Genomic DNA, 25,587 nt, shown 5'->3' with positions numbered 1-25,587 from the left:
GATATTCATGGAGTTTACGTTTTATACCGCTGGACTGGTTGCTATATTGGCAACTATCAGGGTAATTACCCACACCAATCCGGTACATGCGCTTTTGTATCTGATTGTTTCTCTGCTGGCACTTTCAGCGGTGTTTTTTTCGCTGGGTGCTTACTTTGCCGGTGCGCTGGAAATCATCGTCTACGCCGGGGCCATTATGGTGCTGTTCGTTTTCGTGGTGATGATGCTTAACCTTGGCAAGTCCGTTGCTGAACAAGAACGTGTTTGGCTGAAGCCGCGTACCTGGATTGGTCCAGGTATATTGTCAACTGTGCTGCTTGTCATACTTGTGTACACCATTATCAATGTCTCTCATGGCAATATTTCTGACAATATCACGGGTGAAGTTGTCAGCGCTAAAGAAGTGGGTATCAGTTTGTTTGGTCCGTATGTACTGGCTGTTGAACTGGCTTCTTTACTGTTACTTGCTGGTATGGTGGTGGCGTATCACATTGGTCGTGAACACAAACAAGGTGAAGTGCTCAGCAACCGAAATTCGGAGGAACAACCATGATACCTCTTCAACATGGCCTGATTTTGGCGGCAATTTTATTTGTTCTGGGCCTGACCGGACTTATCATCCGCCGCAATCTGTTATTTATGTTAATTGGGCTTGAAGTGATGATTAATGCTGCGGCGCTGGCTTTTGTTGTGGTAGGCAGCTATTGGGGCCAGCCAGATGGTCAGGTGATGTTCATTCTGGCTATTAGTTTGGCGGCAGCAGAGGCGAGTATCGGCCTGGCGCTGTTATTACAGCTCTATCGTCGTCGCCAGAATCTGAATATTGATATAGTCAGTGAGATGCGCGGATGAACTTACTCTATTTAACAATTCTGCTGCCACTGCTGGGATTTTTGCTGTTGGCATTTTCCCGTGGCCGCTGGTCTGAAAACACATCAGCCACCGTCGGGGTTAGTTCTATTGGCTTGGCTGCGTTGGTGACTTTGTGGGTTGCTATCGATTTCAACAGCCAGAATGTGGCGGGGGATCTGGTTTACAGCCAGAACTTGTGGAACTGGATGGAAGTCGGGAATTTCAGCATTCCTTTTACTCTGGTTCTTGATGGCTTGTCTCTTACCATGTTGAGTGTGGTAACAGGCGTTGGTTTCTTGATCCATATGTATGCCTCATGGTATATGCGCGGTGAAGAGGGGTATTCCCGTTTCTTTGCTTATACCAACCTGTTTATTGCCAGCATGGTAATACTGGTTCTGGCAGATAACTTGATGCTGATGTATCTCGGTTGGGAAGGGGTAGGGCTGTGCAGTTATTTGCTGATTGGCTTCTACTATACCAACCCGGCAAACGGTGCCGCCGCAATGAAAGCCTTTGTCGTTACTCGTGTGGGTGACGTATTCCTGGCTATCGGCATGTTTATTCTGTATGACAATCTGGGAACACTGAACTTCCGTGAGTTAGCGGTTTTGGCTCCGCAACATCTGGAAGCGGGTTCTTCTGTGATTACCTGGGCAACGCTGATGTTATTGGGTGGTGCAGTAGGTAAATCGGCTCAGTTGCCGTTACAAACTTGGTTGGCCGATGCGATGGCAGGCCCGACACCGGTTTCTGCGCTGATTCACGCTGCAACCATGGTAACAGCAGGGGTTTATCTGATTGCTCGCAGTCATGGGCTGTTCCTGATGGCACCGGAGATTTTACAACTGGTTGGTACTATCGGTGCTATCACTCTGGTGTTAGCTGGTTTTGCTGCGCTGGTGCAGACAGATATTAAACGTGTGTTGGCTTACTCAACGATGAGCCAGATTGGATACATGTTCTTGGCGTTGGGTGTTCAGGCGTGGGATGCAGCGATTTTCCACCTGATGACTCATGCATTCTTTAAGGCGCTGTTGTTCCTGGCATCAGGCTCTGTCATCTTAGCGTGTCACCATGAACAGAATATTTTCAAAATGGGTGGACTGCGTAAATCCATTCCGTTGGTTTATATCTGCTTTTTGGTCGGTGGCGCGGCGTTGTCAGCACTGCCAATTGTCACGGCTGGTTTCTACAGTAAAGATGAAATTCTGTGGGGGGCAATGTCACATGGTCATATCAACCTGATGTTGGCGGGTTTGGCTGGTGCATTTATGACATCTCTGTATACCTTCCGGATGATTTTCATTGTGTTCCACGGTGAAGCGAAAACCAAAGCTCACCCTGTTAAAGGTATTACCCATCATCTGCCATTACTGGTATTACTGGTACTCTCCACCTTTGTGGGTGCACTGATTGTACCACCATTGGCAGGTGTGTTGCCGGAAGACCATGTAACGAGTGATACAGGAAAAATGATGCTGGAAGTGATTTCCGGTGTGGTTGCTGTTGCCGGTATTTTGCTGGCGGTAGCCCTGTATCTGGGTAAACGTCGATTAGTGGATAGTGTGGCACAAAGTGCTCCGGGTCGTTTCCTGGCTGTATGGTGGTTTAATGCCTGGGGCTTTGATGTTTTGTATGACTGGGTATTTGTTAAGCCGTTCAAGAACATTACACATTTATTGCGAAACGATCCGCTAAATTCACTAATGAATATTCCCGCGGTGTTATCACGCTGGAGTAACAAAGGTCTTAGCCTGAGTGAAAACGGACAGGTCCGTTGGTACGTTGCCTCTATGGGGTTGGGTGCAGTGCTGGTTTTAGCTCTGCTGCTACTGGTTTAATTTAAGGGACTCATTGCGCCATGCTATTACCTTGGCTAATTCTTATGCCCTTCATCGGTGGTCTGCTGAGTTGGCAGGCTGAACGCTTTGGTACCCGTGTACCGCGTTGGATAGCGTTAATCTCGATGGGGTTGACTCTGGTGCTCGCTCTGCAATTGTGGTTGCAGGGGGGCTATACCTTGGCTAATCCGCAGGGAATACCTCAATGGCAATCAGAATTTCTTATGCCGTGGATTCCACGTTTTGGCATCAGTATTCACCTTGCTCTGGATGGTTTATCTCTGCTGATGGTGGTATTGACCGCACTGCTGGGCCTGATGGCCATTCTCTGTTCCTGGACAGAGAATCAGCCTTATCAAGGCTTCTTCCACTTGAACTTGCTGTGGATACTCGGTGGTGTGATGGGGGTGTTCCTCGCTATCGACATGTTCCTGTTTTTCTTTTTCTGGGAAATGATGTTGGTACCGATGTACTTCCTGATTGCATTGTGGGGTCACAGAGGCTCAGGCGGTAAGACCCGTATCACTGCGGCGACTAAGTTTTTCATTTATACCCAGGCGAGTGGTCTGGTGATGCTAATTGCGATTATGGCACTGGTACTGGTCCACTATAACGCGACGGGCGAATGGACATTCAGCTATGAAAAACTGCTGAATACGCCGATGTCACATACCGTTCAATATTTGCTGATGCTGGGTTTCTTTATTGCTTTCGCAGTAAAAATGCCAGTTGTGCCTTTACATGGCTGGTTACCTGATGCTCACAGTCAGGCACCAACAGCGGGTTCTGTTGACCTGGCAGGTATCTTGCTAAAAACTGCGGGTTATGGTTTGTTGCGTTTCGGTCTGCCACTATTCCCGGAAGCTTCCCATGAGTTTACTCCCATTGCTATGTGGTTAGGTGTACTTGGGATCTTCTATGGTGCATGGATGGCATTTAGCCAGACAGATATTAAGCGCTTGATTGCTTATACCAGTATTTCCCATATGGGATTTGTGTTAATAGCGATTTACTCTGGTAGTCAGCTTGCTTACCAAGGGGCAATTGTTCAGATGATTGCTCATGGTTTGTCAGCTGCGGGTCTGTTTATTCTGTGTGGTCAGCTTTATGAGCGCTTACATACCCGTGATATGAATCTTATGGGTGGCTTGTGGAAACGTGTGCAGTTCTTGCCTGCGTTATCGCTGTCCTTTGCGGTTGCGACACTGGGAATGCCGGGAACCGGTAACTTCGTCGGTGAATTTATGATCCTGTTTGGTAGTTTTAGTGAATTTCCGTTAATTATAACGATTTCTGTGTTTGGTCTGGTTTTCGCTTCTGTCTATGCGCTGTATATGATGCAGCGTGCTTATTACGGCACGCCAAAATCAGATGAACCACTAAGACGGATGGATATGCGAGAAATATCCATTGTAATGGTGCTGTTGGTATTACTGGTGATTATGGGTTTCTACCCACAACCTATCCTTGATACTTCAGCGGCAGCGATGGATAACGTCCAGACCTGGTATTCAGCTTCAATTTTAACTACAAGGCCGTAATTCGCCATGACAATAACTCCTCAACAACTGATCGCGCTGTTACCGCTGTTGATCGTCGGATTGACGGTAGTCGTTGTGATGCTGTCCATTGCGTGGCGACGCGATCACTTTATTAATACCACTCTGACTGTGATAGGTTTGAACCTGGCTCTGCTATCCCTCTATTTTGTTGGTCAGCAGGAAGCTATGGATGTCACCCCGCTGGTTCATGTGGACAGCTATGCTATGCTCTATATCGGTATGGTGCTGGTTGCGAGCCTGGCAACGTCTACTTTCGCCTATTCCTGGCTGGAAAATTATCCGGATAATAAAGAAGAGTTCTACCTGCTGGTGCTGATTGCAACAGTGGGCGGTATTCTACTGGCCTGTGCAAACCACTTGGCATCATTGTTTATCGGTATTGAGTTATTAACTTTGCCGCTGTTTGGTTTGATTGGCTATGCATATCGTCAGAAACGCTCTCTGGAAGCGGCTATTAAGTATATGTTGCTGTCCGCGGCAGCCTCTTCTTTTATGCTGTTTGGTATGGCATTACTGTATGCGGAATCGGGCGATCTCTCTTTTTCTGCACTGGGGCATCGCTTGTCTGACAGCTACATCTATCAACCATTGATATTAGCGGGTTTAGGTATGATGGTTGTTGGCCTTGGCTTCAAGTTGTCTCTGGTACCATTCCAGCTCTGGACACCAGACGTCTATCAAGGAGCACCTGCACCGGTTTCTACCTTTCTGGCAACCGCCAGTAAGATAGCGATTTTTGCCGTAGTGATACGTCTGTTTGTTGAAGCACCAATGGCAGACAGTGAAGCATTGCGTACGGTATTAGCTGTCATTGCGATTGCTTCTATGCTATTCGGTAACTTGATGGCGCTGACCCAGACGAATATTAAACGCCTGCTCGGTTATTCTTCCATTGCTCATTTAGGTTATCTGCTGGTGGCGATGGTGGCAGTACAGAACCACCAACTGTCAGAAGAAACGGTGGGTATCTATCTGGCCGGTTATCTGTTTAGCAGTATCGGGGCATTTGGCGTCGTTAGTCTAATGTCCAGCCCATATAAAGGGCCAGATGCAGATTCCCTCTACTCATACCGTGGTCTGTTCTGGCATAAACCTATTCTGTCAGCGGTCATGACGGTGATGATGTTGTCACTGGCGGGTATCCCAATGACGTTTGGCTTTATTGGTAAGTTCTACGTGATTGTATTGGGTGTGAAAGCGGAACTATGGTGGTTGACTGGTGCTGTGGTGGTGGGTAGTGCTATCGGTCTTTATTACTACCTGCGGGTGATGGTTAGTTTGTATTTGCCTGCGCCGAAAGCCCTTAACCGTGATGCTCCAAGGAACTGGGCATTGACTGCCGGTGGGATGGTTGTTCTGATTTCTGCATTACTGGTATTAGCGCTAGGTATCTGGCCTCAACCGTTGATTGATGTGATACAGCAAGCGAAAATTATTCTCTAATCGTTAGCCTGTTGTTACATTCGAAACATGAGAACCCGGTAAGGTTATTCTTACCGGGTTGTTGTAAATTTTAATAACGCTTTCTACTTCCTGAACTGCACTTTATAACGAGTTTTATTCACTATCGTACTGACTACTTGTATTTCTTGATGAAAATCAGGGGCGAACTGTATTTATTTCAGCAGAAACCCGCTGTATTGCAACTCCAGATTGTCAAGGTAGCTGAGCTGAGCATGTATAAGCTTAGTCAGGTTTTTCTGACTAGCTTGATCTTTGATTGTCTCCTGTAATTGATTGGCAAAGATAATCCATATTTGTTCTAGTTTAGTTGCCTGGAGTAGTAGGGTAGTGCGTTCTTTATCGATTTGATGCGCATTTTCTATACCGGCAATCCGTTGCTCTACACCTTTTAATTGGGTTTTTAAATCGTCGCAATCTTTGCCTAACTGAGAGATTTGTGTGTCCAATCTGATTCTGGCATCAGCCAGCTCAATGTACTTCAGTCCGGTGGAAATATGACCCAGGATTTTTTTAGCGATTTCGATGCCTTGCTTGATCGCCTGTTTGATAAGCTCTTTTTTAGGGCTATCTAGGTTCAGTTTGTCCAGCTCACTGGCATTGGGAATATAGTCCTTAAACATATCGGCCAGATTATATTGGCGAATAATATCTTGGCTTTCGATGATTTTGTTGCGATCTGGGAGCAGTTTGGCCTTATTCTGCTCTTTCAGGGCGATATCGGCTTGTAGCTCCGCTTTTCTTTCCTGCTCTTCTTTCAGGCTCTCCTCCAGGCGCTCTACAATAATGACATTACTAACATCGGCAATTTTGCTAGCCATTATGTTAGCTTCTTTGTGTAAGTTGGAAATGACGTTCTTGACATCTTTGTTCAGACTGTGGAGCTGCTCTGAACGGGCCTCCAACAGGGTATTTCGCGTCTCCTCATCCAGTTCAGGGTTTTCCAGAGCTGTATCAATTTCGATGATGGTTTGGAAATAGTCTTGAGGAGGAAGTTGTCTAAAGATGGTTTGTAGGTGAGGTATAGAATCGCGAGCGGCTTCATCGATATCACGGCTGTATACGCCTACCCGCAGAATTTTTTCCTGGATGATTTCAATGCCCGATTTTTGCTGGTGTGCTAAACGCCAGATGTTTTTCACCGCTTGGCTCAAAGTTTTTACGCTAACTTCTGGATAAATAATAGTTTTCTGAGGGAAAGTGATGACTTCAGTCATTTTAGTACTCCTTTTTCTGTAATCCTGAGTAATACGAGGAACGATTAGTTATAGCGATGTTTGTATTCTTTCAATGCTTGATCGAAAACCTTGACTAATTGTTTAGCGGAACCTTCTACCTCTTTCCAGGGGCTTATTACTTGCTGGAATTTAGTTATAAAAGAGGTCAGGTTCAGTGCATCGTTAATTTGGCCGAATTTATCTTTAGAAGCATTGAGCTGGGTCAGCATGGATTGCCACATGTAATCCAAATGGTTCAGAGCTACTTCTGCATCCAACAAGCGGGTATCAATATCGCTGAAATCAAGGGATAAATTAGTAATAGACTTTTGCAATGAGCGTTTACCTTTAATGTTTTCTTCCAGGCTACGTACTTCTTCGAGCAGCATGTTTTTTCGTTTTCGTACTTCTTCTGCCTTGGAGCCAAAGATGCCACCGGTAATCGCGAGACCTATAAGCCCTCCGGCGATACCGGAAAAAGCCAGACCCACAAATTTGTTGTAATCTTGCCTAAGTTGGTCGATTTCTGCTTTTTTCTCGATGATTTTTTCGTCTAGATCTTCAATGTTGACTGACATTTTATTGTCTTTCATCAGCTTTCTTTTACTTTCAACCTGTGGTTGTAAGCCCATAGCAATCCTACCGTTTGTCAGTCTGCCGCCGATAAGTTTTAATTTGAAATCGGATACTTCGTTTTTGACCTTTTCGGTTTTCTGTCGTTGTTTCTCAATATCGCTTTTCATGGTGTCGAGGATCTCTGCCAGAGCATACGATACTTCTCTATCTTCATGGGTGTAAGTTATCTCTGAAAGTTGTTTATTTGAGATATCTCCCAATTTTCTCTTGATGCGTTCAATAATTGGCATCTCATTGATGATACTGAGTATATTCTCTCCGGTTTCGGTAATTTGTTTACCAATGATTTCTAGATCTATGCTTTGTTGTAAAACATCTCTTTCTACTTCACTCCAGCTAAGTGAATGGATACGAATTTCTTCAAACAAAGTATGAATATCCTCTGGTTCCAGTCCAGCGATATTGACTTTTTGGTAGCCAAGATAGCTTTTTACTTCCTCAATATTAAAAGGTAGTGATAGCCCTTTCTTAACATACAGTTTGATATTAATCAGGTCTTCTTTGGTAAATATTCCTCCGGGGCGTGCAACACCTTCTTGTTTACCAGTCAGTAATTGCAAGGTAGCCAAGGGAATATCTGTTTCGTTTAGTGTTTTTTCCGCTGGAAGTTGAGCTAATAACATATATTTCTCCATTAATGGTTCTTGCTTTATTGAAAAATTATTAAATACATCAAGGCACAACCGGACGCCATAATACTCATATTGCTAAATTGATGTTGTATTTTTTATTGAATAATCTTAATTAAAAATACAAATATTACCGTGATTGATTGTTTGAAAAATAGTTTAATTCATGAGTTTTATTAAATATTTTTTTACATTACTATTAATTTTAAACAAAATTATTTATGGTTTTTGTATGTCTGATATATGAAATTAAATATCGTGAATTATTATTGTTTTAGTAATTAAATGTAAAAATACCACTTTGGTTTTCTTGTTTATATGTCTTAAATATTTGTTTTTTTATTGGCATTAGGATGTTGGAATATAAGTTATTTAAAAGTGTTTTTTAAAAATCACATTTAAAACAATTGGTTGTATTTGTTTTGATGATGTGATGATTATATGATTCTTACCTTTTTAATTTAAAAGGTAGTTAATGTGGTATTCTTGTAAAGAATAAGTCAGATGTTTTTTGATTTGTCATTTATAGCTTGTTTGAAAAATAGATAGAATTGTATTCTATTTACCTTATGTCATTGAATTAATGTTTTGATTTATATTTTAATTGAAGTCTTAATTATTCATATAATGGTTAGAATTAACAAATAAGGTGGATGTTTTTATAATTATATTTAGCTATTGTGCAAATAAAATATGTTTTTTATAGAAAATGTTTTTTCAAAAGATAAATATTTATTTCTTGGTTGATAATAACGGTATTTATTTAGTAAACTTTTCGTAGTAAATGAAAGAACCGTTTTTTTGTAAATTGCATATACCCAATGGGTATATCATGTCTTTTGGGGCAGGAATTGTGAATCAAAATACATTGAATAATGAACAAGCTAGAGAAGTTGGTATCCAACAGATTTCATTTCCTTTGACAACCGATTGCCGTACTTACTGGCTGCAAGTCAGTTTCCACAGATGCGGATCTGGGGGCTGAATGCCTGGGATCGTTATTGAAAGGCGAGTGAGTTAGCAAAAATGGTTTCCGATTAATTGTCAATTCATTGAACTAGGATAAAGAAATAATTATCCGTGTCGTTAGGATACTGATAGTCAGCTTTTATAAATATTTTCTGAGTAAAGTATGTCAAACAGCGCATTTAACCGCCGCTGGGCGGAACTCTTATTGGAAGCACTTACTCGCAACGGATTACGTCATGTTTGCATTGCGCCAGGTTCACGTTCCACGCCTTTAACAATAGCCGCAGCGTCAAATAACAAACTGATTTGCCATACTCATTTTGACGAACGCGGGTTAGGACATCTGGCACTGGGATTGTCTAAAGCAAGTAAAGAGCCTGTTGCTATTATCGTTACTTCTGGGACCGCAGTGGCAAACCTCTATCCTGCATTAATTGAAGCCAGTTTAACGGGTGAACGAATCGTTTTCCTTACTGCCGATCGGCCTCCGGAATTGATGGATTGTGGTGCGAATCAGGCTATCCGTCAGAATGATATTTTTGCTTCTTATCCATGCCAAACAATTTCTTTGCCAAGACCGACAGCTGATATAACAGCGAGCTGGTTAGTTTCTGTTATAGATCATGCTATGGCGAATTTGCAACATGGAGCCTTGCATATTAATTGCCCATTTGCTGAGCCATTATATGGCAATGAAGAACCTCCTTATGATGAGTGGTTGCAGCAGTTAGGCAATTGGTGGAAAAGTAACAAGCCTTGGTTGAGTCAGCCAGTCACTAATGTTGTGCCAGAAGTTCCGGATTGGCATTATTGGCAACAGAAACAAGGCATTGTATTGGCGGGTCGAATGAGTGCTCAAGAGGGCGTTAAGGTGGCTAAATGGGCAAAGACATTGGGCTGGCCGCTGATTGGCAATGTGCTTTCACAAACTGGACAACCATTACCTTGCGCCGATTTATGGTTGAATAATCCCCATGCACAGGAAATTTTAGCTCAGGCGCAATTGGTGGTGCAGTTTGGTTCCAGCCTGACAGGAAAACGTTTGTTACAGTGGCAGGCTAAATGTCAGCCAGAGGAGTTTTGGATTATTGATGCCATACCAGGGCGGCTTGATCCTGCTAATCATCGTGGCAGAAAATTAACCTGTAATATTGCTGACTGGTTATTGGCTCATCCGGCACAATCGCGTACACCGTGGGCAGAAGAGCTTATAATCTGGTCAGAGAGAGCGGTTAATTGCGTCAGGACAGAACTGGCAGGGAAATTCAGTGAAGCAGCTGTAGCTTATCGATTGAATGAATTATTGCCTGAATGCGGACAGTTATTTGTGGGAAACAGCTTGATTGTTCGTCTGATAGATGCACTTGGACAATTGCCAGCAGGGTATCCGGTCTACAGTAACCGAGGTGCAAGCGGCATTGATGGGTTAATTTCCACTGCGGCGGGAATACAACGAGCAACAGCAAAGCCAACCTTGGCTATTATCGGTGATTTATCTGCCCTTTATGATCTGAATAGCTTGGCACTATTGCGCCATCCTACCTCTTCAACGGTATTAATAGTCGTCAATAATAACGGTGGACAAATTTTCTCTTTACTGCCAACACCAGAAGAGGAAAGGCAACGTTTTTACTGCATGCCTCAATACGTCAATTTTGATCATGCGGCGGCTATGTTTGGCCTGAAATATGTTAGCCCACAAAGCTGGACTGACTTGAAACAGTGTACTGAACAAGCATGGCAACAAAATGAAACTACATTGATTGAACTGAAAGTACCAGATAGAGAAGGCGCTGAGTGTTTGCAACAGCTTTTAAAACAGGTGGTTATGCTGTGAATCTGGTTTGCCATAAGTTCAACAGTCACAATGATCGCCCGTGGCTGGTTTGGTTGCATGGATTATTGGGCCGTGGTGATGAATGGCTGCCATTAGTGAAGCGGTGTGCTCTGTATCCTTCATTGATAATAGATTTACCTGGTCACGGCGATTCCGCAGAGGTGCAGATAAAAGATTTCACAGATATGAATCGTCTTTTGTCGGAAACGTTAAGAGAACAGCAAATTGATCAATATTGGTTACTTGGCTACTCTCTGGGTGGGCGCATTGCCATGAATTATGCCTGTTATGGTGATATTCAGGGGCTATGTGGGTTGCTGGTTGAAGGGGGAAATCCGGGCTTGTTTTCCCGGCAGGAGCGCAATGATCGTCTTGACCACGATAGAGGTTGGGCCAGACGTTTTCGTTCCCAGCCGATTGAACAAGTTTTGTCTGACTGGTATCAGCAGACAGTATTTTCTGATCTATTACCTGAACAGCGCCAGCAACTGATTAAAGTACGTAGCCAGAATAATGGCAGTTGTGTGGCTGATATGCTGGAAAATACCTCACTTGGGCATCAACCTTGGCTGGTTCCTGTACTGCAACAACTCACATTACCTTTTATTTATCTGTGTGGTGAAAATGACGAGAAATTTCAGCAATTGGCAAAACATTATGCCTTACCCCTGCAAACTATCCCGCATGTTGGGCATAATGTTCACCGAGCAGATGCGGCGGCGTTTGCTGCGGCAATAAACCATTTTTTATCACTCTTTGATTGTAAGGAATTATGAGTATGATTTACCCGAGCGAAGAAGAACTTTATGCCCGAATTGAATGGCAGGACTGTTCCGAAGGATTTGAAGATATTCTTTATCACAAATCCACCGATGGCATTGCGAAAATCACCATCAATCGCCCGCAAGTACGTAATGCGTTCCGTCCACTGACAGTTAAAGAGATGATGCAGGCATTAGATGATGCTCGTTATGATGGTTCTATCGGTGTGATTATGCTGACTGGTATGGGTGAAAAAGCCTTTTGTGCTGGTGGCGATCAGAAAATCCGAGGTGACTACGGGGGTTATAAAGATGCCAACGGCATGCATCACCTGAATGTATTGGATTTTCAGCGCCAAATCCGTAATTGTCCAAAACCTGTGGTTGCTATGGTTGCCGGCTATGCTATTGGTGGCGGTCATGTATTGCATTTGGTGTGTGATCTAACTATTGCTGCTGATAACGCTATTTTTGGTCAGACCGGGCCTAAAGTCGGCTCTTTTGACGGTGGTTGGGGGGCGTCTTATATGGCGCGAATTGTCGGTCAGAAAAAAGCGCGTGAAATCTGGTTCCTGTGTCGTCAGTATGATGCTAAACAAGCCTTAGAGATGGGGCTGGTTAACACGGTTGTACCTTACGCGGATCTGGAAAAAGAGACAGTTCGCTGGTGCCGTGAAATGTTGGAAAATAGCCCAATGGCTTTGCGTTGCTTGAAATCTGCTCTGAATGCTGACTGTGATGGTCAATCTGGATTGCAGGAACTGGCAGGTAACGCCACGATGCTTTTCTACATGACAGAAGAAAGTCAAGAGGGACGTAATGCCTTCAATGAGAAACGCAACCCTGATTTCAGCAAATTTAAACGTAACCCATAATGCGTACCGCAACTTTATACCGATTCAGCTTGCCGATGGAAACAGGCGTTGTCCTGCGATATCAGCGGCTTAAAACCCGTGATGGCTTTCTGGTTCACTTGCAGGAAAATGGTCAACAGGGATGGGGTGAAATTGCACCTCTGCCCGAATTCAGCAAGGAAACGCTTGAGCAAGCGGGTGAAACTGCGATGACATGGCTTAAACAGTGGTGCCTTGGTGCTGACCCTGACGAAAGTGAATTACCTTCTGTGGCATTCGGGATTAGCTGTGCAGTAGCTGAATTACAGAGTAAATTGCCGAAGGAAGCTGATTACCGAAAAGTGCCATTGTGTAATGGTGATCCTGATGAACTGATTGTTCGTCTTAGTAAAATGAGTGGACAAAAAGTCGCCAAGGTAAAAGTCGGGCTGTATGAAGCTGTACGTGACGGTATGGTGGTTAATGTTCTGTTGGAAGCAGTACCGGACTTAGCTTTGCGGCTGGATGCTAACCGTAGTTGGAGCCGTGTTAAAGCGGGTGGCTTTGCTAAATATGTGAATCCTGATTACCGCAACCGAATTGCCTTTTTGGAAGAGCCTTGTCAAACCGCGAAAGAGTCGCTTGCTTTTGCCCGTGATACAGGGATCGCCATTGCATGGGATGAAAGTGTCCGTGATGAAGGCTTTAAAGTAGAGGCTCAGAAAGGGGTTGCCGCTATTGTTATCAAACCCACGTTAGTTGGCAGTCTTGCCCGTTGCCGTCAGTTGATTTCAGCAGCACACAATGCTGGATTAGAGGCGGTGATCAGCTCCAGTATTGAAACCAGTTTCGGCCTGACTCAGCTTGCTCGCATTGCTCATTGGATGACACCTGCGACTATTCCGGGATTGGATACGCTGGAATTGATTCAGTGTCAGTTAGTGCGTTGTTGGCCGGGTAGCACGATTCCAGTAAAAGGATTGGACGAGTTAGAAATCGCATGGTGCAGTTAAATCCATTTACCCAGTGGCCGTGGCGCTACTGGGCATCACTTAATCCTGAAAATATTGCCATTAGGTTGCCGGATCGCTCTCTAAACTGGCATCAGTTGGTTGCTTCTTTGGATGCAATAGCGGCCAATTTTCGCCAACAGGGGGTAGTTGAAGGGAGTGGTGTAATGTTGCGAGGGAAGAATAGTGAAGAGATGCTGTTTTGTTATCTTGCAGCACTACAGTGTGGTGCGCGGGTATTACCGTTGAATCCTCAATTGCCTGAAATACTCTTGTCTGAATTACTGCCACGTTTGAAGATTGATTTTGTTGCTGATTTCTGTGGTGATGATTTGCCCGTTATAAATGCCAGTCCCCTTAATTGGCAAAGTAACTCACTGAATTATGATGATAGTGCTGCCGCATGGGATGCAATGCGCCCAGCCAGTATGATTTTGACTTCTGGCTCTTCCGGATTGCCTAAAGCGGCTGTTCACTCAATCTATGTCCATCTTGCTAGTGCGCAAGATGTACTTTCTGTGATGAATTTCCAGCAGCAAGATAGTTGGTTGCTTTCATTGCCGCTGTTTCATGTCTCTGGTCAGGGGATTATTTGGCGCTGGTTAATGAAAGGCGCTTCTCTGGTACTGAGAGATATTAATCCCCTGGAACATGCTTTGGCAGATTGTACTCATGCTTCATTGGTGCCGACTCAGCTCTGGCGGTTGCTGGAGCAATCACAAAATCAGCTACCAAATTTGAAAGAAGTGCTTCTGGGTGGTGCGCTGATCCCGGTTGAGTTGACTCAAAGGGCAGAACGGAGAGGCATTCGTTGTTGGTGTGGTTATGGCTTGACGGAACTGGCTTCAACGGTATGCGTTAAACGGGCAGATAATCTCCCCGGTGTCGGTAATCCCTTACCGGGTAAGGAAATTCGGTTGATAAATGAAGAAATTCATATTCGTTCTGATAGCCTTGCCAGTGGATATTGGCTGGATGGTAAATTACAACCATTGACTGATAGTAATGGTTGGTTTCACACCCGAGATCGGGGAGTGATACAAAATGGTGAATTACGCATACTTGGTCGAATGGATAATCAATTTTTCAGCGGTGGAGAAGGTATTCAACCGGAAGAAATTGAACGGGTGATTAACACTTATCCACAAGTAGAACAAAGCTTTGCTGTTCCTGTACCCGATCCTGAATTTGGTTATCGTCCCGCTGTTGTCATCGACAGTAATTCGTCTGAAGTCATTGATTCATTGCCCGAATGGCTGATTGATAAACTGGCTTCTTTTCAGCGTCCAGTGGCTTACTATCTGTTGCCTCAGCAGTTTAAAAATAGCGGCATTAAAATTTCCCGTCAGCAAATCAAAAACTGGGTGTTGGATTTGCCTGGTTTTTCTTGAACTAGATTAACTAACCTATCATAGTGATATGTATCTTTTTGATAGGATACTTCATGGAAGAAAATGAATTGCCTATGATCAGAGAATTTCCTCTGAGTTCTGTATCAGCAAAGAGAATTATCAATGAGTTAGCTGAGAATCACACGGGACGTATTAAATATACGCATCATGTTAAACAAAGAAGGATTGAGCGAGGAGTGACGATTCGGCAAATCATTAACATATTAAAGAGCCGATATAACCATATAACAGAGCAACCACATCAAACGGCAGGTGGTGACTGGAAGTTCAATCTTCAAGCATTGCCGCGGGAGAATTAATCGAAGCCGTTATTGTTTTAAAAAGATGTGATTATGCCCCGTCTTGTTTTGTGATTACGGTGATAGTTAAATAAGGATAATATTATGTATCATTATGTTGAAAGTGGATTATCAAATATTTGGTTAGAGAATGGATTTCAACAGGAAATAACTGATGGTGAAGTTTATATCAGTATCGATAATCTTGATGAATTACATCGTCTAATTTCTAAAGTATTAGTTTCATTGAAACGCCCACTATCAGCAGAAGAAATGCGTTTTTTACGCATTGAAATGAATATGTCTCAAAAGCTCCTATCAAATCTGCTGGGAGTCGATATTCAGACAATTGCCCGCTGGGAAAAGGGGCAGTCCAGTATTCCAAGAGTGGCTGATGTTGCTTTGCGTTCTCTTTATGCAGAATCAATTGATGAACAAAATTATATCGGTGAAATGCTGAGAAAGTTGTCAGAAACCAGTATCCAGCAGCAAATAGAAAAATTGGTTTTTGCTGAAAAGGGTAAGATGTGGCAAAAGCTGATGATGTAAATAAAGCATTGAACTCTGCGTACTGCCCATTATTTATTATGTAATAATGGGCAGAGACTGTTAAAGAACGGTGTTGTTAGAAATTAGCCTTTGATTTTTTTCAGGGCTTTTTCAACACCATCGCCGTATTCTGGGTGAACTTTTCTAAATAGCTCAACCTGACGACGTTGAGTATCTTCATGTGCTTGCGATAGCTCACTGGCGATACGATCAAACATACGTTGATGCTCTTTACTGTTTATTAACATAAACAGTTTACGAGGCTGGCTGAAATAATCTTCATCTTGACGATGGTTCCAGTTGTCAGCATCTCCTTCTAAAGCTAATGATGGATGTTTGAATTCAGGTTGTTCCTGGAACAACCCTGCGTTGTTTGGTTCATAAGTCACAGTATTGCCGCTGTTACCGTCGACACGCATTGCACCATCACGGTGATAATTATGGAACGGACAACGAGGAGTATTGACCGGAATTTGATGGTGGTTAACGCCAAGACGATAACGCTGAGCATCACCATAAGAGAACAGGCGACCCTGTAACATCTTATCAGGGGAGAAACTAATACCGGGTACGACATTAGCAGGGTTAAACGCGGCTTGTTCAACTTCTGCGAAATAGTTTTCAGGGTTACGGGTCAGCTCGAAATAACCGACTTCGATCATTGGATAGTCGCCGTGAGGCCATACTTTTGTCAGATCAAATGGGTTGTATGGTACTTGAGCCGCTTCTTTCTCTGGCATTATCTGAACTTTCAGTTTCCAGCGGGGATAATCGCCTTGTTCAATGGCTGTAAACAAGTCGCGCTGAGAACTTTCACGATCTTTACCAACTAGCGCTTCCGCTTCTTCGTCCATCAGGTTTTTGATACCTTGTTGGCAACGGAAATGGAATTTCACCCAGAAACGTTCATTATCTGAGTTGATAAAGCTGAATGCATGACTACCAAAACCGTGCATATGGCGGAAAGATTTAGGCATACCACGGTCACTGAAATCAATGGTTAGTTGGTGCAGTGATTCAGGCTGGTAAGAGAAAAAATCCCATTTATAGGCAGGATTACGCAAGTTGGTATGTGGATCACGTTTAACAACATGGTTAAGATCTGGGAATTTCAGGGGATCACGAAGGTAAAATATGGGTGTATTGTTACCCACTAAATCCCAGTTACCTTCTTCTGTATAGAATTTAAGTGCAAAACCACGAATATCACGTTCAGCGTCGGCTGCTCCGCGTTCACCGGCTACTGTTGAAAAACGGGCAAACATTTCTGTTTTTTTGCCTATTTCAGAAAAAATCTTAGCGCGGGTATATTTGGTGATATCGTTAGTGACGACAAAGGTTCCATAAGCTCCAGAGCCTTTGGCATGCATACGACGTTCTGGAATAACTTCACGGTCAAAATGGGCGAGTTTTTCTAAAAACCAAACATCCTGCAACATCATAGGGCCGCGTTGTCCCGCGGTAATAACGTTATTGTTGTCAACGACGGGAGCTCCTGCAACCGTTGTAAGTCCTCTCTTTTTCATCACACTTCTCCTGTTTTACATGAAAAAAAACAGCGGGATCGCTGATAAGGAAAATGTTTTGGTCAACAGATTAAAATTTTTTCCTGATATTATTTTTTTCTCTATTGTTGAGTAGAAAAATTATTTTATATGAGTAATGATTGCATTAAATAAATTCAATAAAACAAATCCACACATATTTAGTAAGTATAGATGATTCATTTGTTTTTGTTGTCTCTAGATTTAATTGTGTTTAAGTAAAATACTTAAGATTAAGTAAATAAAGGGGAAATATAATGAAGGCTTATCTTATTGCGGGAACGACCAGTTTGTTATTAATCGCTGGATCAGCAAATGCGATTTCTATTAATCTTCAAGCGGGTCGTCATTTTACCAATACTTCAGCTGCAATTGGTGATAATAGTGCTGGATTATCTTTTAATGGTAACTGGGCACGCAGTGATCATAATGGGCACCTGGGAAGTTTTGGCACCGCATTTAGTCTGCCTGTTGGTCCGTTAACCGCCAGTGTTGGCGGTAAAGCGCTCTATTTATCACCTAAAGATGGAAAAGATGGCGGGGCACTGGCTGGAGGCGTCGGTTTGAGCTGGGCTGTTACACCGTCTTTATCCCTGTATGGTGAAGTTTACGGTGCTCCGTCTGGTTTAACTTCCGGTATTGATTCTTATACTGAGGCGAATGGGGGTTTGCGTTTTACAGTATTTAAACCGCTGACAGTGGATGCAGGTTATCGAATGATGAATATGAGAGGGAAAGAGGGGTATCGGGATAACAAACTGGCTGATGGATTTTATGTTGGTGTCGGTTTGAATTTCTGATCCAATTTTATGAAATTGTCCACACTATTTCTGATGTGGACAATTTCAATTCCTGATTAACCCACTTCTGGCAGTAATCCGCTAACAATACCAATCTGGATAGCAATAACAGCAATCCCGCAAAGAAACACCAGAACCAAAGCGGGCTTTCCGCCTTTGACCCGATAAGCAGTTTGTTCAATTTGGCGGCTGCGCCATGCCAGCATTGAAGGTAAAAGCAGCGCAAGAATAGACAGCGCTACCGCCGCGAAAGTCAGAGCCATAACAAAGTTTGGGTAGTATAAAGCGCAAAGTAACGGTGGAACAAAAGTCACTACACCTGTTTGCAGGCGGCCTGTTGCATTTTTGCGGCGTTTGAACAGATCTGCTATGTAATCGAACAAACCTAAAGAGACACCAAGAAATGAGGTTGCCAGTGCTAAGTCGGCAAATAGATGGACAGCAAGCTCTACTCGCGGAGTCGCGACAACTTCTCTCACCGCTTGTAATAGTCCATTTAGCCCAGATTGTTCTGCCAGAATGCCGACAAAAGTATGGGAAGAAATTGCGCCCAGCGTAGTTAATTGCCACAGGATATAAGCCGCCAGTGGGATAGCACTACCGATAACAAATATCTTGCGTAATTTACGGGTATCGCCGCCCATATAACTCACAATACTTGGCACACTGCCGTGAAAGCCAAAAGAGGTGAATACCACAGGAATGGCTGATAATACTAAGCCTTGCTCTACAGGCATTGAGAGCAAGTTAGTGCTTTTGATATGGGGCATCATGACTGCCAGCATAATAATCAGGAAGATGATTTTTGCGGTAAACAACAGGCGGTTCACCATATCAACAGATTGCGTACCGATAGAGACAACACTACCTGCCACAATGGTGAAAGTCAGTATCCCAAATGATACGGAAACAGGTTTATCCAGCCATGAAGAGAGGCTGCCGGATAGCAATTCACCTGCACCACTGATATAAGCTGTTGTCAGGGCATACATCAGGAATAGCATACTGAAACCGGTAAGCCATTGACCGCCACGTCCCAGATAGCGTTTTGCCAGTGTTCCCAACCCCGTATTTGCCGGGTTGTACTGGTAAACTTCCACCAGCAATAAAGCGGTATAGCTCATCAAAACCCAAAGAGCGACTAACATCACGAAAGTTGTACCAAAGCCAACACCAGCTGCCGCCAGTGGCATAGCCAGCATTCCTGCACCAATTGTTGTTCCCGCTACGATAAAAATACTGCCAAGAGTGCGATTCTTCACGCTTTCCTCTGTTTCTGAATTGATTGAAATCGTTATAGAAAGGTAGGCTAAAGGATCAATTTATTTCTGTCAAACAAGGGTTACATCAAGTGTAAATAAATAATTGCATTCTATATTTTTGTATTAATCTGAGTTATGTATTTCATTAAATATAAACAGTTACTTGTTTTGTTAATTTATAACAGATAGGGTTATTGATCACATTTAAAGGTAATTCTTATTATTATTATCTGAATTTGTAGGTAGGATAAGACATTATTAATTCTTTTAACAATTGGTTTATTGTGAAATAAAGATTATCAATGGAAAGAATATTTGTTTGTCTAAGAAGGGTGGTGGTATCTGTTTCGTTAGTTATATCAGCGGAGGCTTATGCTTCAGAGTTTATTAGTCCTGCAGATCAGGAAATTATCACTCAACAACAGAAAGCATTATTGCAGCAAGCTCAACAGCAACGGGAGGCGTTACGTAACAACATCACTTTGTCTCCAGCTTTAGAGCCCAAAACTGATGGCGCTGAATCTGTTTGTCATACCGTTCACCATATTCAATTTGAAGGGGCTGAGAGTCTTTCCCAGTCAGTAAGGGAAAAACTAATACAGCCTTATTTATCCCGTTGTTTAACCTTGCCAGACATTAATGAGCTGGTGCGTAAAGTATCGAATGCCTATATCGAGCGAGGTTATGTCACTTCTCGGGCTGGGCTCAGAGCACAGGATTTATCCACCGGTATGCTCGTTATTACCGTGAGTGAAGGCAAAGTTGAATCAATCACACTTGATGGTGAGACATCACTCTCATTGAAAATGGTCTTTCCGGGAATGGTTGGTAAGACACTGAATCTGCGGGATATTGAACAGGGGATGGAACAACTGAACCGGCTTCCTTCCCAACAGATAAGCATTGATATTCAGCCGGGAAAACAGCCCGGTTATTCTGCGGTTATCTTAAAACGAATATCGACTCGTTTGCTGGTTGGTGCCAACTTGGGGGCAGATAATAGTGGTCAAAAAAGTACTGGCACCGGGCAAATCAACGCCAGTGTGAACCTGGATAATCCATTACATCTTGCTGACCAGTGGTCATTATCCGCTAGTCGCAACAGTGATTTCCGCAATAACCACCAGAGCCGGAGCCTTTCTGCCAATGTGACGGTTCCTTATGGCTACTGGTTGTTCAGTTATCAATATGTGTGGAACGATTCTTTTCAGAACGTTCCGATCGGTTTACAAATCTATCGTTATGAAGGTGACAACCAGACTCACCGGCTAGCAATAAACCGGACGTTGTATCGTGACGGTGAACAGAAACTGGTTCTGAATGTAGGAATAACACATCGTCAGACGACTAATTTGTTTGCAGGAAAGAAATTATCCATCAGCAGCCCGATCTTAAGTGTTGCTAATCTTGGTGTTAATTACAGTTCGGTACTGGCGGGTGGCTATATCACTTTCAACCCTGCATTGAGTTATGGCTTACCCGTGTTAGGTGCAACAAAATATGACCCGCATTTCCCGGATGCTCCACGTAGCCAATTTCGCAAATTCAGCCTGAGTGCTAGCTATTTTATCCCGGTTACCGACTCCGTCTATTACCTTTCATCCATTTACGGCCAGACCACACTGGACAACCTTTACGCCAGCGAACGCCTCTCATTGGGAGGGCAATACTCCGTTCGGGGGTTTAAAGAGCAATATCTTACCGGCAATCGAGGTGGATATTTGCGCAACGAATTAAACTGGCGGGTGTCAAAGCTTCCTGCGCTGGGTGAATTGGCCTTAACCGGTGCGTTGGATGCCGGTTGGTTACAGGAAAAAACAGGGCAAATTGATGGTGGTAACGTTGCAGGCACCGCGCTTGGTGTCTCACTGATCAACCACAGGTTCAACCAGATGATGACTTTAGGAACGCCATTGATCCACCCTAACCATCTGAAACCGGATAACTGGGTGGTTTACTGGTCTGCATCACTGACTTTTTAGCGATGCAATACAGGGAGTAATACCAATAACCTTGTACTTAAATGAAAAAAGGATGGAACGATGGATAGATATAACAACCCTATGGCAAAGGGTGCTTGTTATTTTTTAATTTATCTGACTGCGATATATCCCCTGCATCCGGCTATAGCGGCTGGGATCACACCTGATAATAACCGAACACAGGTACAAATTCAGGGAAATGTGCCGGTTGTTAATATTGCTACTCCTAATAGTGCCGGAATATCTCACAACACCTATAAAGAGTTTAATATTGCCGCTCAAGGAGCAGTGCTCAATAACGCTACTCAGGCGGCTAAGTCACAATTAGCCGGGCAATTAAATGCAAATAGCAACTTAAAAGGTAAAGCTGCCGAATTAATTATTAATGAAGTCACCGGTAATGGGCGGTCTGACCTGCAAGGCAAACTGGAGGTATTGGGTAATAAAGCCAATGTGATGATTGCCAACCCTAATGGCATTACCTGTGATGGCTGTGGTTTTATCAATACCGGCAGTGCAACATTGACTACCGGTAAGCCTCAATTTGATAAACAGGGCGCGTTGGAAGTATTGGAGGTTAAAAAAGGCCAGATTACTATTGGTGGCAAGGGGCTGGATGGTAAGACAACGGATTATATCGATATTATCAGCCGGGCGACTGAATTAAATGGAAAAATTCAGGCTAATCATTTATCCCTTACACAAGGTGCTAACCGGATTGATTTTAATGATGGCACAGTGAAAACAATCACTGGAGAAGGCGCTAAACCTCAATTAGCGGTTGATACCAAAGCATTAGGTGGAGTGACCAGCGTGATATTACCTTAAACGTTAATGGTAAAATTGAGCTGGGAAATGTCAAAGCTAAAACGGATTTTAATCTTAGTGCTAAAGAAACCCATATTGCGCCAAATATCAAGGTACAGGCAGAACGGGATATGACTCTGGCAAGTACCCAACTGGATAATAAAGGCAGTGTGATTGCCAGTCGGGATATGCGGGTATTGAGTGATACTGTGCGCAATACCGGAGATAAAGCACTTCTGCAAGCCAATAATCATATGTGGATACAGAAGGATGCTCAAGGGAATAAAAGTTCTCTGATTGAAAATAAGTCTGCAACAATAAAGACCGTGAAAGGGGATTTGGTTGTCAGGACTCATAAACTAGAGAATGTCAGGGAAGTATTGACCCCAGTCTGGCGGGAAAGTGAGGCGAACTCAACCTCTTTTACCGAAAATTTTATAGGTGGAACGATTGAGGATCACAGTATCTTTCTTTTTCTCTTAACACCTTATTTTAACAACGCGCCTCCAGGAAAATGGTTTGGGCATGTTAATATCAAAGAGCACCCTTATGTTAACCATAGTCGAAAAGAATTAGTGATAGGAAAAAATGCTCATGAAGGAAATATTACCTCCGGAAGTAATCTATATATCAATAGTGATAACCTGCTGAATGCAGAAAGCAAAATAGCCGCGGCAAAAGATATTATATTGACAGGTAAAACGTTTAATAATTATAACACAATCCTGGGGAGAATTGATGGATATACAAAATACAGACTCCCTGATAGTCAAGATTTAATGAAGTTAGGCCACTCCATGGATGATATTAAGAAAAATTACCAGGGGTTTACTATTGATGATCCAAAATACCGGAGTTTAATCAAGGAAAAAGAGTATTCTGGCTTCTCACAACTTCAGATTATCCCGGCAATAATCTCAGCCGGACAAAATTTGGTTGCAGACTTTAAAGATAATATCCATATTGGTCATTCGTCACTGCCTTATGATCCCAAAATGATTCAGGAAGTTGTGGTTACAGAAACCCCGGAGTCCATTAAAGCCAAAAATATTCTTCTGCATGCGGGTAAAATTAATGTCTCCGGTCTTATAAAGACCGTAGAAAATATAACTTTTGTCGCGGAAGATTCTATTAAAATAGGAGAAGGAATACTGAAGGCAGCTAATAATATTTCTATTAGTGCACCTAATAATATAGAGCTGAACCAAAGTGAACTCAAAAGTAACGATATTACACTCATCAGTCGTCTTGGTGAGGTAAAATCATATACCAGTCAATCGCTCCACTATTTTCATTCTGATGGTCTTCGCTGGTTGGGGAGTATTGAAGCCAGCAGGGACTTAACTGTTTCAGCGGGGAGCAATCTTTATCTGCACAACACATTACTGGCACCGCAGAGCCGTAATATATCGTTGAGTGCGAACCGCGGCATCAAGATAGAAAATGACAATGCGGTGTTGAGCAGTCTTATGCTTTCCAGACCGATGACTGCTCAAACAGAACAAGAGTTATTTAACCGTATGCTGTCCGCCGGGAAGATTAAAGCCACGGGTTCAATCACGATGAATTCTGGCAGCCTTCCGCTGGAATTGCGGGGCGCAAATATGACGGCAGGGAAAGATATCAGTCTCACTTCCGCTCTCGATATCAACCTTAATTATCGTGAACTTGACCCTAAATTTAAGCCTCTATTTTCTTCTACCCGCACATCAGAACTGGTCAGTAAGATTCAGGCAGGCGGTAATTTGCTGATTAATTCAGGGCGTAATCTGAGTGCACAGAGCGCCATACTGTCTGCGAAGGGCAATACATTGTTACTGGCCGGACAAGATATGCTGATCGGCGGGCTTCCTTATTCCGCTATTGAAAACCCGGATGACAACCGGAAAGATGAACGTCATTTAGTGGCTAAAATCAGCGGAGATAAGAGTCTGACTTTGGCGGCAGGCGGGGCCTTAACTACCCAAGGCGCGAGTCTTAATTCTGGTGGTGATATCACTTTGACTTCCGGGGGCAATATGCGTTTTGAATCCGTGCAGAACCACGCCTACCGGGAAGGTAACAGGGAATTCACGGAATCTGTGACTCAGCAAGGCACCGAACTGACCGGCGGCGGCGTACTGACCGTGATCTCAAACGGCAGTATTCTTTTCCAAGCCACCAAACTGGCGGCTAAAGGGGCTATGGATGTCGCCGCAAAAGGCGGTTATCTGTACGCGCAGGCAATGGAAGAATCCAGTCATTATGAGAAAACAGAAACAAGTCGTAACTGGTATGGCAAGAAGAAAACCCATAAACGCACCCGTCATGATGTCACCAACAAAGTCACTGAATTTATCGCTGGTGGTGATATTAACTTGTTAAGCCGGGATGACAGCACTTACGAAGCCAGCAAAATTGCCACCAATAAAAATGCCAAATTGACCAGCACGCACGGTAAAGTCAATTTTAAAGCAGTAAAAAATACTACCTTTGAACAGACTATTACCCACTCAAAAGGCTTTTATATCAAACATAGGGATAAAGGTTATACCAAAGACACGTGGGTTCTTCCTGCTATTCATATTGGCGGAAAACTTACCGTAGATGCAGCAAATGGTGTTAGCGCTGATATCAAAGCAAAAAATGGTCAGACATTACAGAATGCCATATCAATCTTCGGTAATACGCCGGAAACGGCTTGGCTGAAAGGACTCAGTGAACGTAAAGATGTTCAATGGAATTTGGTCAAGGATGCTTATAACAGTTGGGATCATAAGAGCCAGCATTTAAATCCGGTGGTTTCTGCGGTGATTGCTATTGCAGCGGCGGCGGCAACAGCCGGCAGCTCTCTGGTAGCATCTGTTACATCTTCTGTGGGTAATAGTGTTGCGGGTGGGGCGTTAACTGCGGGTATGTCATCACTGGCTGCACAGGCGGCAGTCGCTATTGTGGATAATCAGGGGGATATATCCAAAGCGCTAAAAGTATTAGGTAGCAGTGATTCTGTTAAATCAACAATTACCTCAATGGCGATTGGTGGTGCATTGGCCGGATTTGATTCCTATATGGGATGGGATAAAGCGGCAGATGGCACTAAATTAGATCCCACAAAAGCGAAATTACCTCAAATCAGCAATGGTGATTGGAATAAAGTCGTCCAACGGGTAGCAGGCCAATCCATTATTAGTTCCAGCCTGAATACCGCTATTAACGGTGGCAGCTTTAAAGATAACTTGACTACGGCTCTGTTGGCTAATATTGGCAGCCAGATTCATGCTGAAGGTGCCAGATTGATTGGTGATAATGGCGAAGTGCTAGGAGTGCCGGGCAAAACGTTAAGCCACGCAGTTGTGGCAGGCA

Annotated in this window: 18 protein-coding genes and 1 pseudogene; 15 read left to right on the top strand and 4 right to left on the bottom strand. The window is 43.4% G+C overall.

The window, feature by feature from the left end:
• Positions 1-7: 7 nt before the first annotated feature.
• The 5 genes from nuoJ to nuoN are packed head-to-tail and all read left to right on the top strand — an operon-like array spanning position 8 to position 5,701.
• A complete protein-coding gene (gene nuoJ, locus C5469_RS18470; protein ID WP_166309730.1) occupies positions 8-553 on the top strand; it encodes an NADH-quinone oxidoreductase subunit J in 546 nt (181 codons plus the stop codon).
• Positions 550-852: an NADH-quinone oxidoreductase subunit NuoK gene (gene nuoK / locus C5469_RS18465; protein WP_015833671.1), complete on the top strand. Its 303-nt coding sequence runs from the start codon at positions 550-552 to the stop codon at positions 850-852. The genes nuoJ and nuoK overlap by 4 nt, the downstream gene beginning before the upstream one ends.
• Positions 849-2,696, top strand: coding sequence for an NADH-quinone oxidoreductase subunit L (nuoL, locus tag C5469_RS18460; RefSeq protein ID WP_166309728.1), 1,848 nt, complete (start codon positions 849-851; stop codon positions 2,694-2,696). The genes nuoK and nuoL overlap by 4 nt, the downstream gene beginning before the upstream one ends.
• Before the next feature lie 20 nt (positions 2,697-2,716).
• Positions 2,717-4,237 (top strand): NADH-quinone oxidoreductase subunit M, encoded by a 1,521-nt coding sequence (gene nuoM / locus C5469_RS18455; RefSeq protein WP_166309726.1) that lies wholly within the window; start codon positions 2,717-2,719, stop codon positions 4,235-4,237.
• Between the two features lie 6 nt (positions 4,238-4,243).
• Positions 4,244-5,701, top strand: a complete 1,458-nt coding sequence (gene nuoN / locus C5469_RS18450) for an NADH-quinone oxidoreductase subunit NuoN (protein ID WP_166309724.1) — start codon at positions 4,244-4,246, stop codon at positions 5,699-5,701.
• A gap of 173 nt (positions 5,702-5,874) precedes the next feature.
• On the opposite strand, the gene C5469_RS18445 is transcribed toward nuoN, so the two are convergent.
• Positions 5,875-6,936 (bottom strand): alpha-xenorhabdolysin family binary toxin subunit B, encoded by a 1,062-nt coding sequence (locus C5469_RS18445; protein ID WP_166309722.1) that lies wholly within the window; start codon positions 6,934-6,936, stop codon positions 5,875-5,877.
• 44 nt (positions 6,937-6,980) lie between these two features.
• On the bottom strand, positions 6,981-8,207 hold the full coding sequence (locus tag C5469_RS18440; protein WP_166309720.1) for an alpha-xenorhabdolysin family binary toxin subunit A: 1,227 nt from the start codon (positions 8,205-8,207) through the stop codon (positions 6,981-6,983).
• A 1,126-nt stretch (positions 8,208-9,333) separates the two neighbouring features.
• Here C5469_RS18440 and menD point away from each other — a divergent pair.
• The 7 genes from menD to C5469_RS18405 all read left to right on the top strand — a co-directional run bounded on the left by menD (position 9,334) and on the right by C5469_RS18405 (position 15,850).
• Complete coding sequence (gene menD / locus C5469_RS18435; RefSeq protein ID WP_166309718.1) at positions 9,334-11,007, top strand: 2-succinyl-5-enolpyruvyl-6-hydroxy-3-cyclohexene-1-carboxylic-acid synthase; 1,674 nt, start codon at positions 9,334-9,336, stop codon at positions 11,005-11,007.
• Positions 11,004-11,783: a 2-succinyl-6-hydroxy-2,4-cyclohexadiene-1-carboxylate synthase gene (gene menH / locus C5469_RS18430; RefSeq protein ID WP_166309716.1), complete on the top strand. Its 780-nt coding sequence runs from the start codon at positions 11,004-11,006 to the stop codon at positions 11,781-11,783. The genes menD and menH overlap by 4 nt, the downstream gene beginning before the upstream one ends.
• A gap of 2 nt (positions 11,784-11,785) precedes the next feature.
• Positions 11,786-12,643 carry a 1,4-dihydroxy-2-naphthoyl-CoA synthase gene (menB, locus tag C5469_RS18425; RefSeq protein ID WP_166309714.1) on the top strand — a complete coding sequence of 286 codons (858 nt, stop codon included), beginning with the start codon at positions 11,786-11,788 and terminating at the stop codon, positions 12,641-12,643.
• Positions 12,643-13,614 carry an o-succinylbenzoate synthase gene (menC, locus tag C5469_RS18420; protein ID WP_166309712.1) on the top strand — a complete coding sequence of 324 codons (972 nt, stop codon included), beginning with the start codon at positions 12,643-12,645 and terminating at the stop codon, positions 13,612-13,614. The genes menB and menC overlap by 1 nt, the downstream gene beginning before the upstream one ends.
• Positions 13,602-15,002: an o-succinylbenzoate--CoA ligase gene (gene menE, locus C5469_RS18415; protein ID WP_166309710.1), complete on the top strand. Its 1,401-nt coding sequence runs from the start codon at positions 13,602-13,604 to the stop codon at positions 15,000-15,002. The genes menC and menE overlap by 13 nt, the downstream gene beginning before the upstream one ends.
• Positions 15,003-15,055: 53 nt before the next feature.
• Positions 15,056-15,322: a hypothetical protein gene (locus C5469_RS18410; protein WP_242689524.1), complete on the top strand. Its 267-nt coding sequence runs from the start codon at positions 15,056-15,058 to the stop codon at positions 15,320-15,322.
• Between the two features lie 84 nt (positions 15,323-15,406).
• Positions 15,407-15,850 carry a helix-turn-helix domain-containing protein gene (locus C5469_RS18405; RefSeq protein WP_166309708.1) on the top strand — a complete coding sequence of 148 codons (444 nt, stop codon included), beginning with the start codon at positions 15,407-15,409 and terminating at the stop codon, positions 15,848-15,850.
• Positions 15,851-15,933: 83 nt separating this feature from the next.
• On the opposite strand, the gene C5469_RS18400 is transcribed toward C5469_RS18405, so the two are convergent.
• A complete protein-coding gene (locus C5469_RS18400; protein WP_166309706.1) occupies positions 15,934-17,376 on the bottom strand; it encodes a catalase in 1,443 nt (480 codons plus the stop codon).
• Between the two features lie 275 nt (positions 17,377-17,651).
• Between C5469_RS18400 and C5469_RS18395 the strand changes: the two genes are divergently transcribed.
• Positions 17,652-18,194 (top strand): YfaZ family outer membrane protein, encoded by a 543-nt coding sequence (locus C5469_RS18395; RefSeq protein WP_166309704.1) that lies wholly within the window; start codon positions 17,652-17,654, stop codon positions 18,192-18,194.
• Between the two features lie 56 nt (positions 18,195-18,250).
• Here the strand turns inward: C5469_RS18395 and tyrP are convergent, their stop codons facing one another.
• Positions 18,251-19,456, bottom strand: coding sequence for a tyrosine transporter TyrP (tyrP, locus tag C5469_RS18390; protein ID WP_166309702.1), 1,206 nt, complete (start codon positions 19,454-19,456; stop codon positions 18,251-18,253).
• A gap of 302 nt (positions 19,457-19,758) precedes the next feature.
• Here tyrP and C5469_RS18385 point away from each other — a divergent pair, with 302 nt between their 5' ends.
• Together C5469_RS18385 and C5469_RS18380 are read left to right on the top strand one after the other, a co-directional pair.
• Positions 19,759-21,438 carry a ShlB/FhaC/HecB family hemolysin secretion/activation protein gene (locus C5469_RS18385; protein WP_166309700.1) on the top strand — a complete coding sequence of 560 codons (1,680 nt, stop codon included), beginning with the start codon at positions 19,759-19,761 and terminating at the stop codon, positions 21,436-21,438.
• 60 nt (positions 21,439-21,498) lie between these two features.
• Positions 21,499-25,587, top strand: a pseudogene (locus C5469_RS18380) (DUF637 domain-containing protein); the annotation flags it as partial.

The organism is Photorhabdus cinerea (assembly GCF_011189575.1).
Taxonomy (GTDB): Bacteria; Pseudomonadota; Gammaproteobacteria; order Enterobacterales; family Enterobacteriaceae; genus Photorhabdus; species Photorhabdus cinerea.
This window is presented reverse-complemented; position numbering and strand designations above follow the sequence as displayed.

Bases quoted from the DNA above. Each gene is read 5' to 3' on its own strand.
- C5469_RS18395 (WP_166309704.1), top strand. From the start codon at position 17,652: ATGAAGGCTTATCTTATTGCGGGAACGACCAGTTTGTTATTAATCGCT.
- nuoL (WP_166309728.1), top strand. From the start codon at position 849: ATGAACTTACTCTATTTAACAATTCTGCTGCCACTGCTGGGATTTTTG.
- C5469_RS18410 (WP_242689524.1), top strand. From the start codon at position 15,056: ATGGAAGAAAATGAATTGCCTATGATCAGAGAATTTCCTCTGAGTTCT.
- C5469_RS18405 (WP_166309708.1), top strand. From the start codon at position 15,407: ATGTATCATTATGTTGAAAGTGGATTATCAAATATTTGGTTAGAGAAT.
- menD (WP_166309718.1), top strand. From the start codon at position 9,334: ATGTCAAACAGCGCATTTAACCGCCGCTGGGCGGAACTCTTATTGGAA.
- menE (WP_166309710.1), top strand. From the start codon at position 13,602: ATGGTGCAGTTAAATCCATTTACCCAGTGGCCGTGGCGCTACTGGGCA.
- C5469_RS18400 (WP_166309706.1), bottom strand. From the start codon at position 17,376: ATGAAAAAGAGAGGACTTACAACGGTTGCAGGAGCTCCCGTCGTTGAC.
- menB (WP_166309714.1), top strand. From the start codon at position 11,786: ATGATTTACCCGAGCGAAGAAGAACTTTATGCCCGAATTGAATGGCAG.
- nuoM (WP_166309726.1), top strand. From the start codon at position 2,717: ATGCTATTACCTTGGCTAATTCTTATGCCCTTCATCGGTGGTCTGCTG.
- nuoJ (WP_166309730.1), top strand. From the start codon at position 8: ATGGAGTTTACGTTTTATACCGCTGGACTGGTTGCTATATTGGCAACT.
- nuoN (WP_166309724.1), top strand. From the start codon at position 4,244: ATGACAATAACTCCTCAACAACTGATCGCGCTGTTACCGCTGTTGATC.
- C5469_RS18385 (WP_166309700.1), top strand. From the start codon at position 19,759: ATGGAAAGAATATTTGTTTGTCTAAGAAGGGTGGTGGTATCTGTTTCG.
- nuoK (WP_015833671.1), top strand. From the start codon at position 550: ATGATACCTCTTCAACATGGCCTGATTTTGGCGGCAATTTTATTTGTT.
- menC (WP_166309712.1), top strand. From the start codon at position 12,643: ATGCGTACCGCAACTTTATACCGATTCAGCTTGCCGATGGAAACAGGC.
- C5469_RS18445 (WP_166309722.1), bottom strand. From the start codon at position 6,936: ATGACTGAAGTCATCACTTTCCCTCAGAAAACTATTATTTATCCAGAA.
- C5469_RS18440 (WP_166309720.1), bottom strand. From the start codon at position 8,207: ATGGAGAAATATATGTTATTAGCTCAACTTCCAGCGGAAAAAACACTA.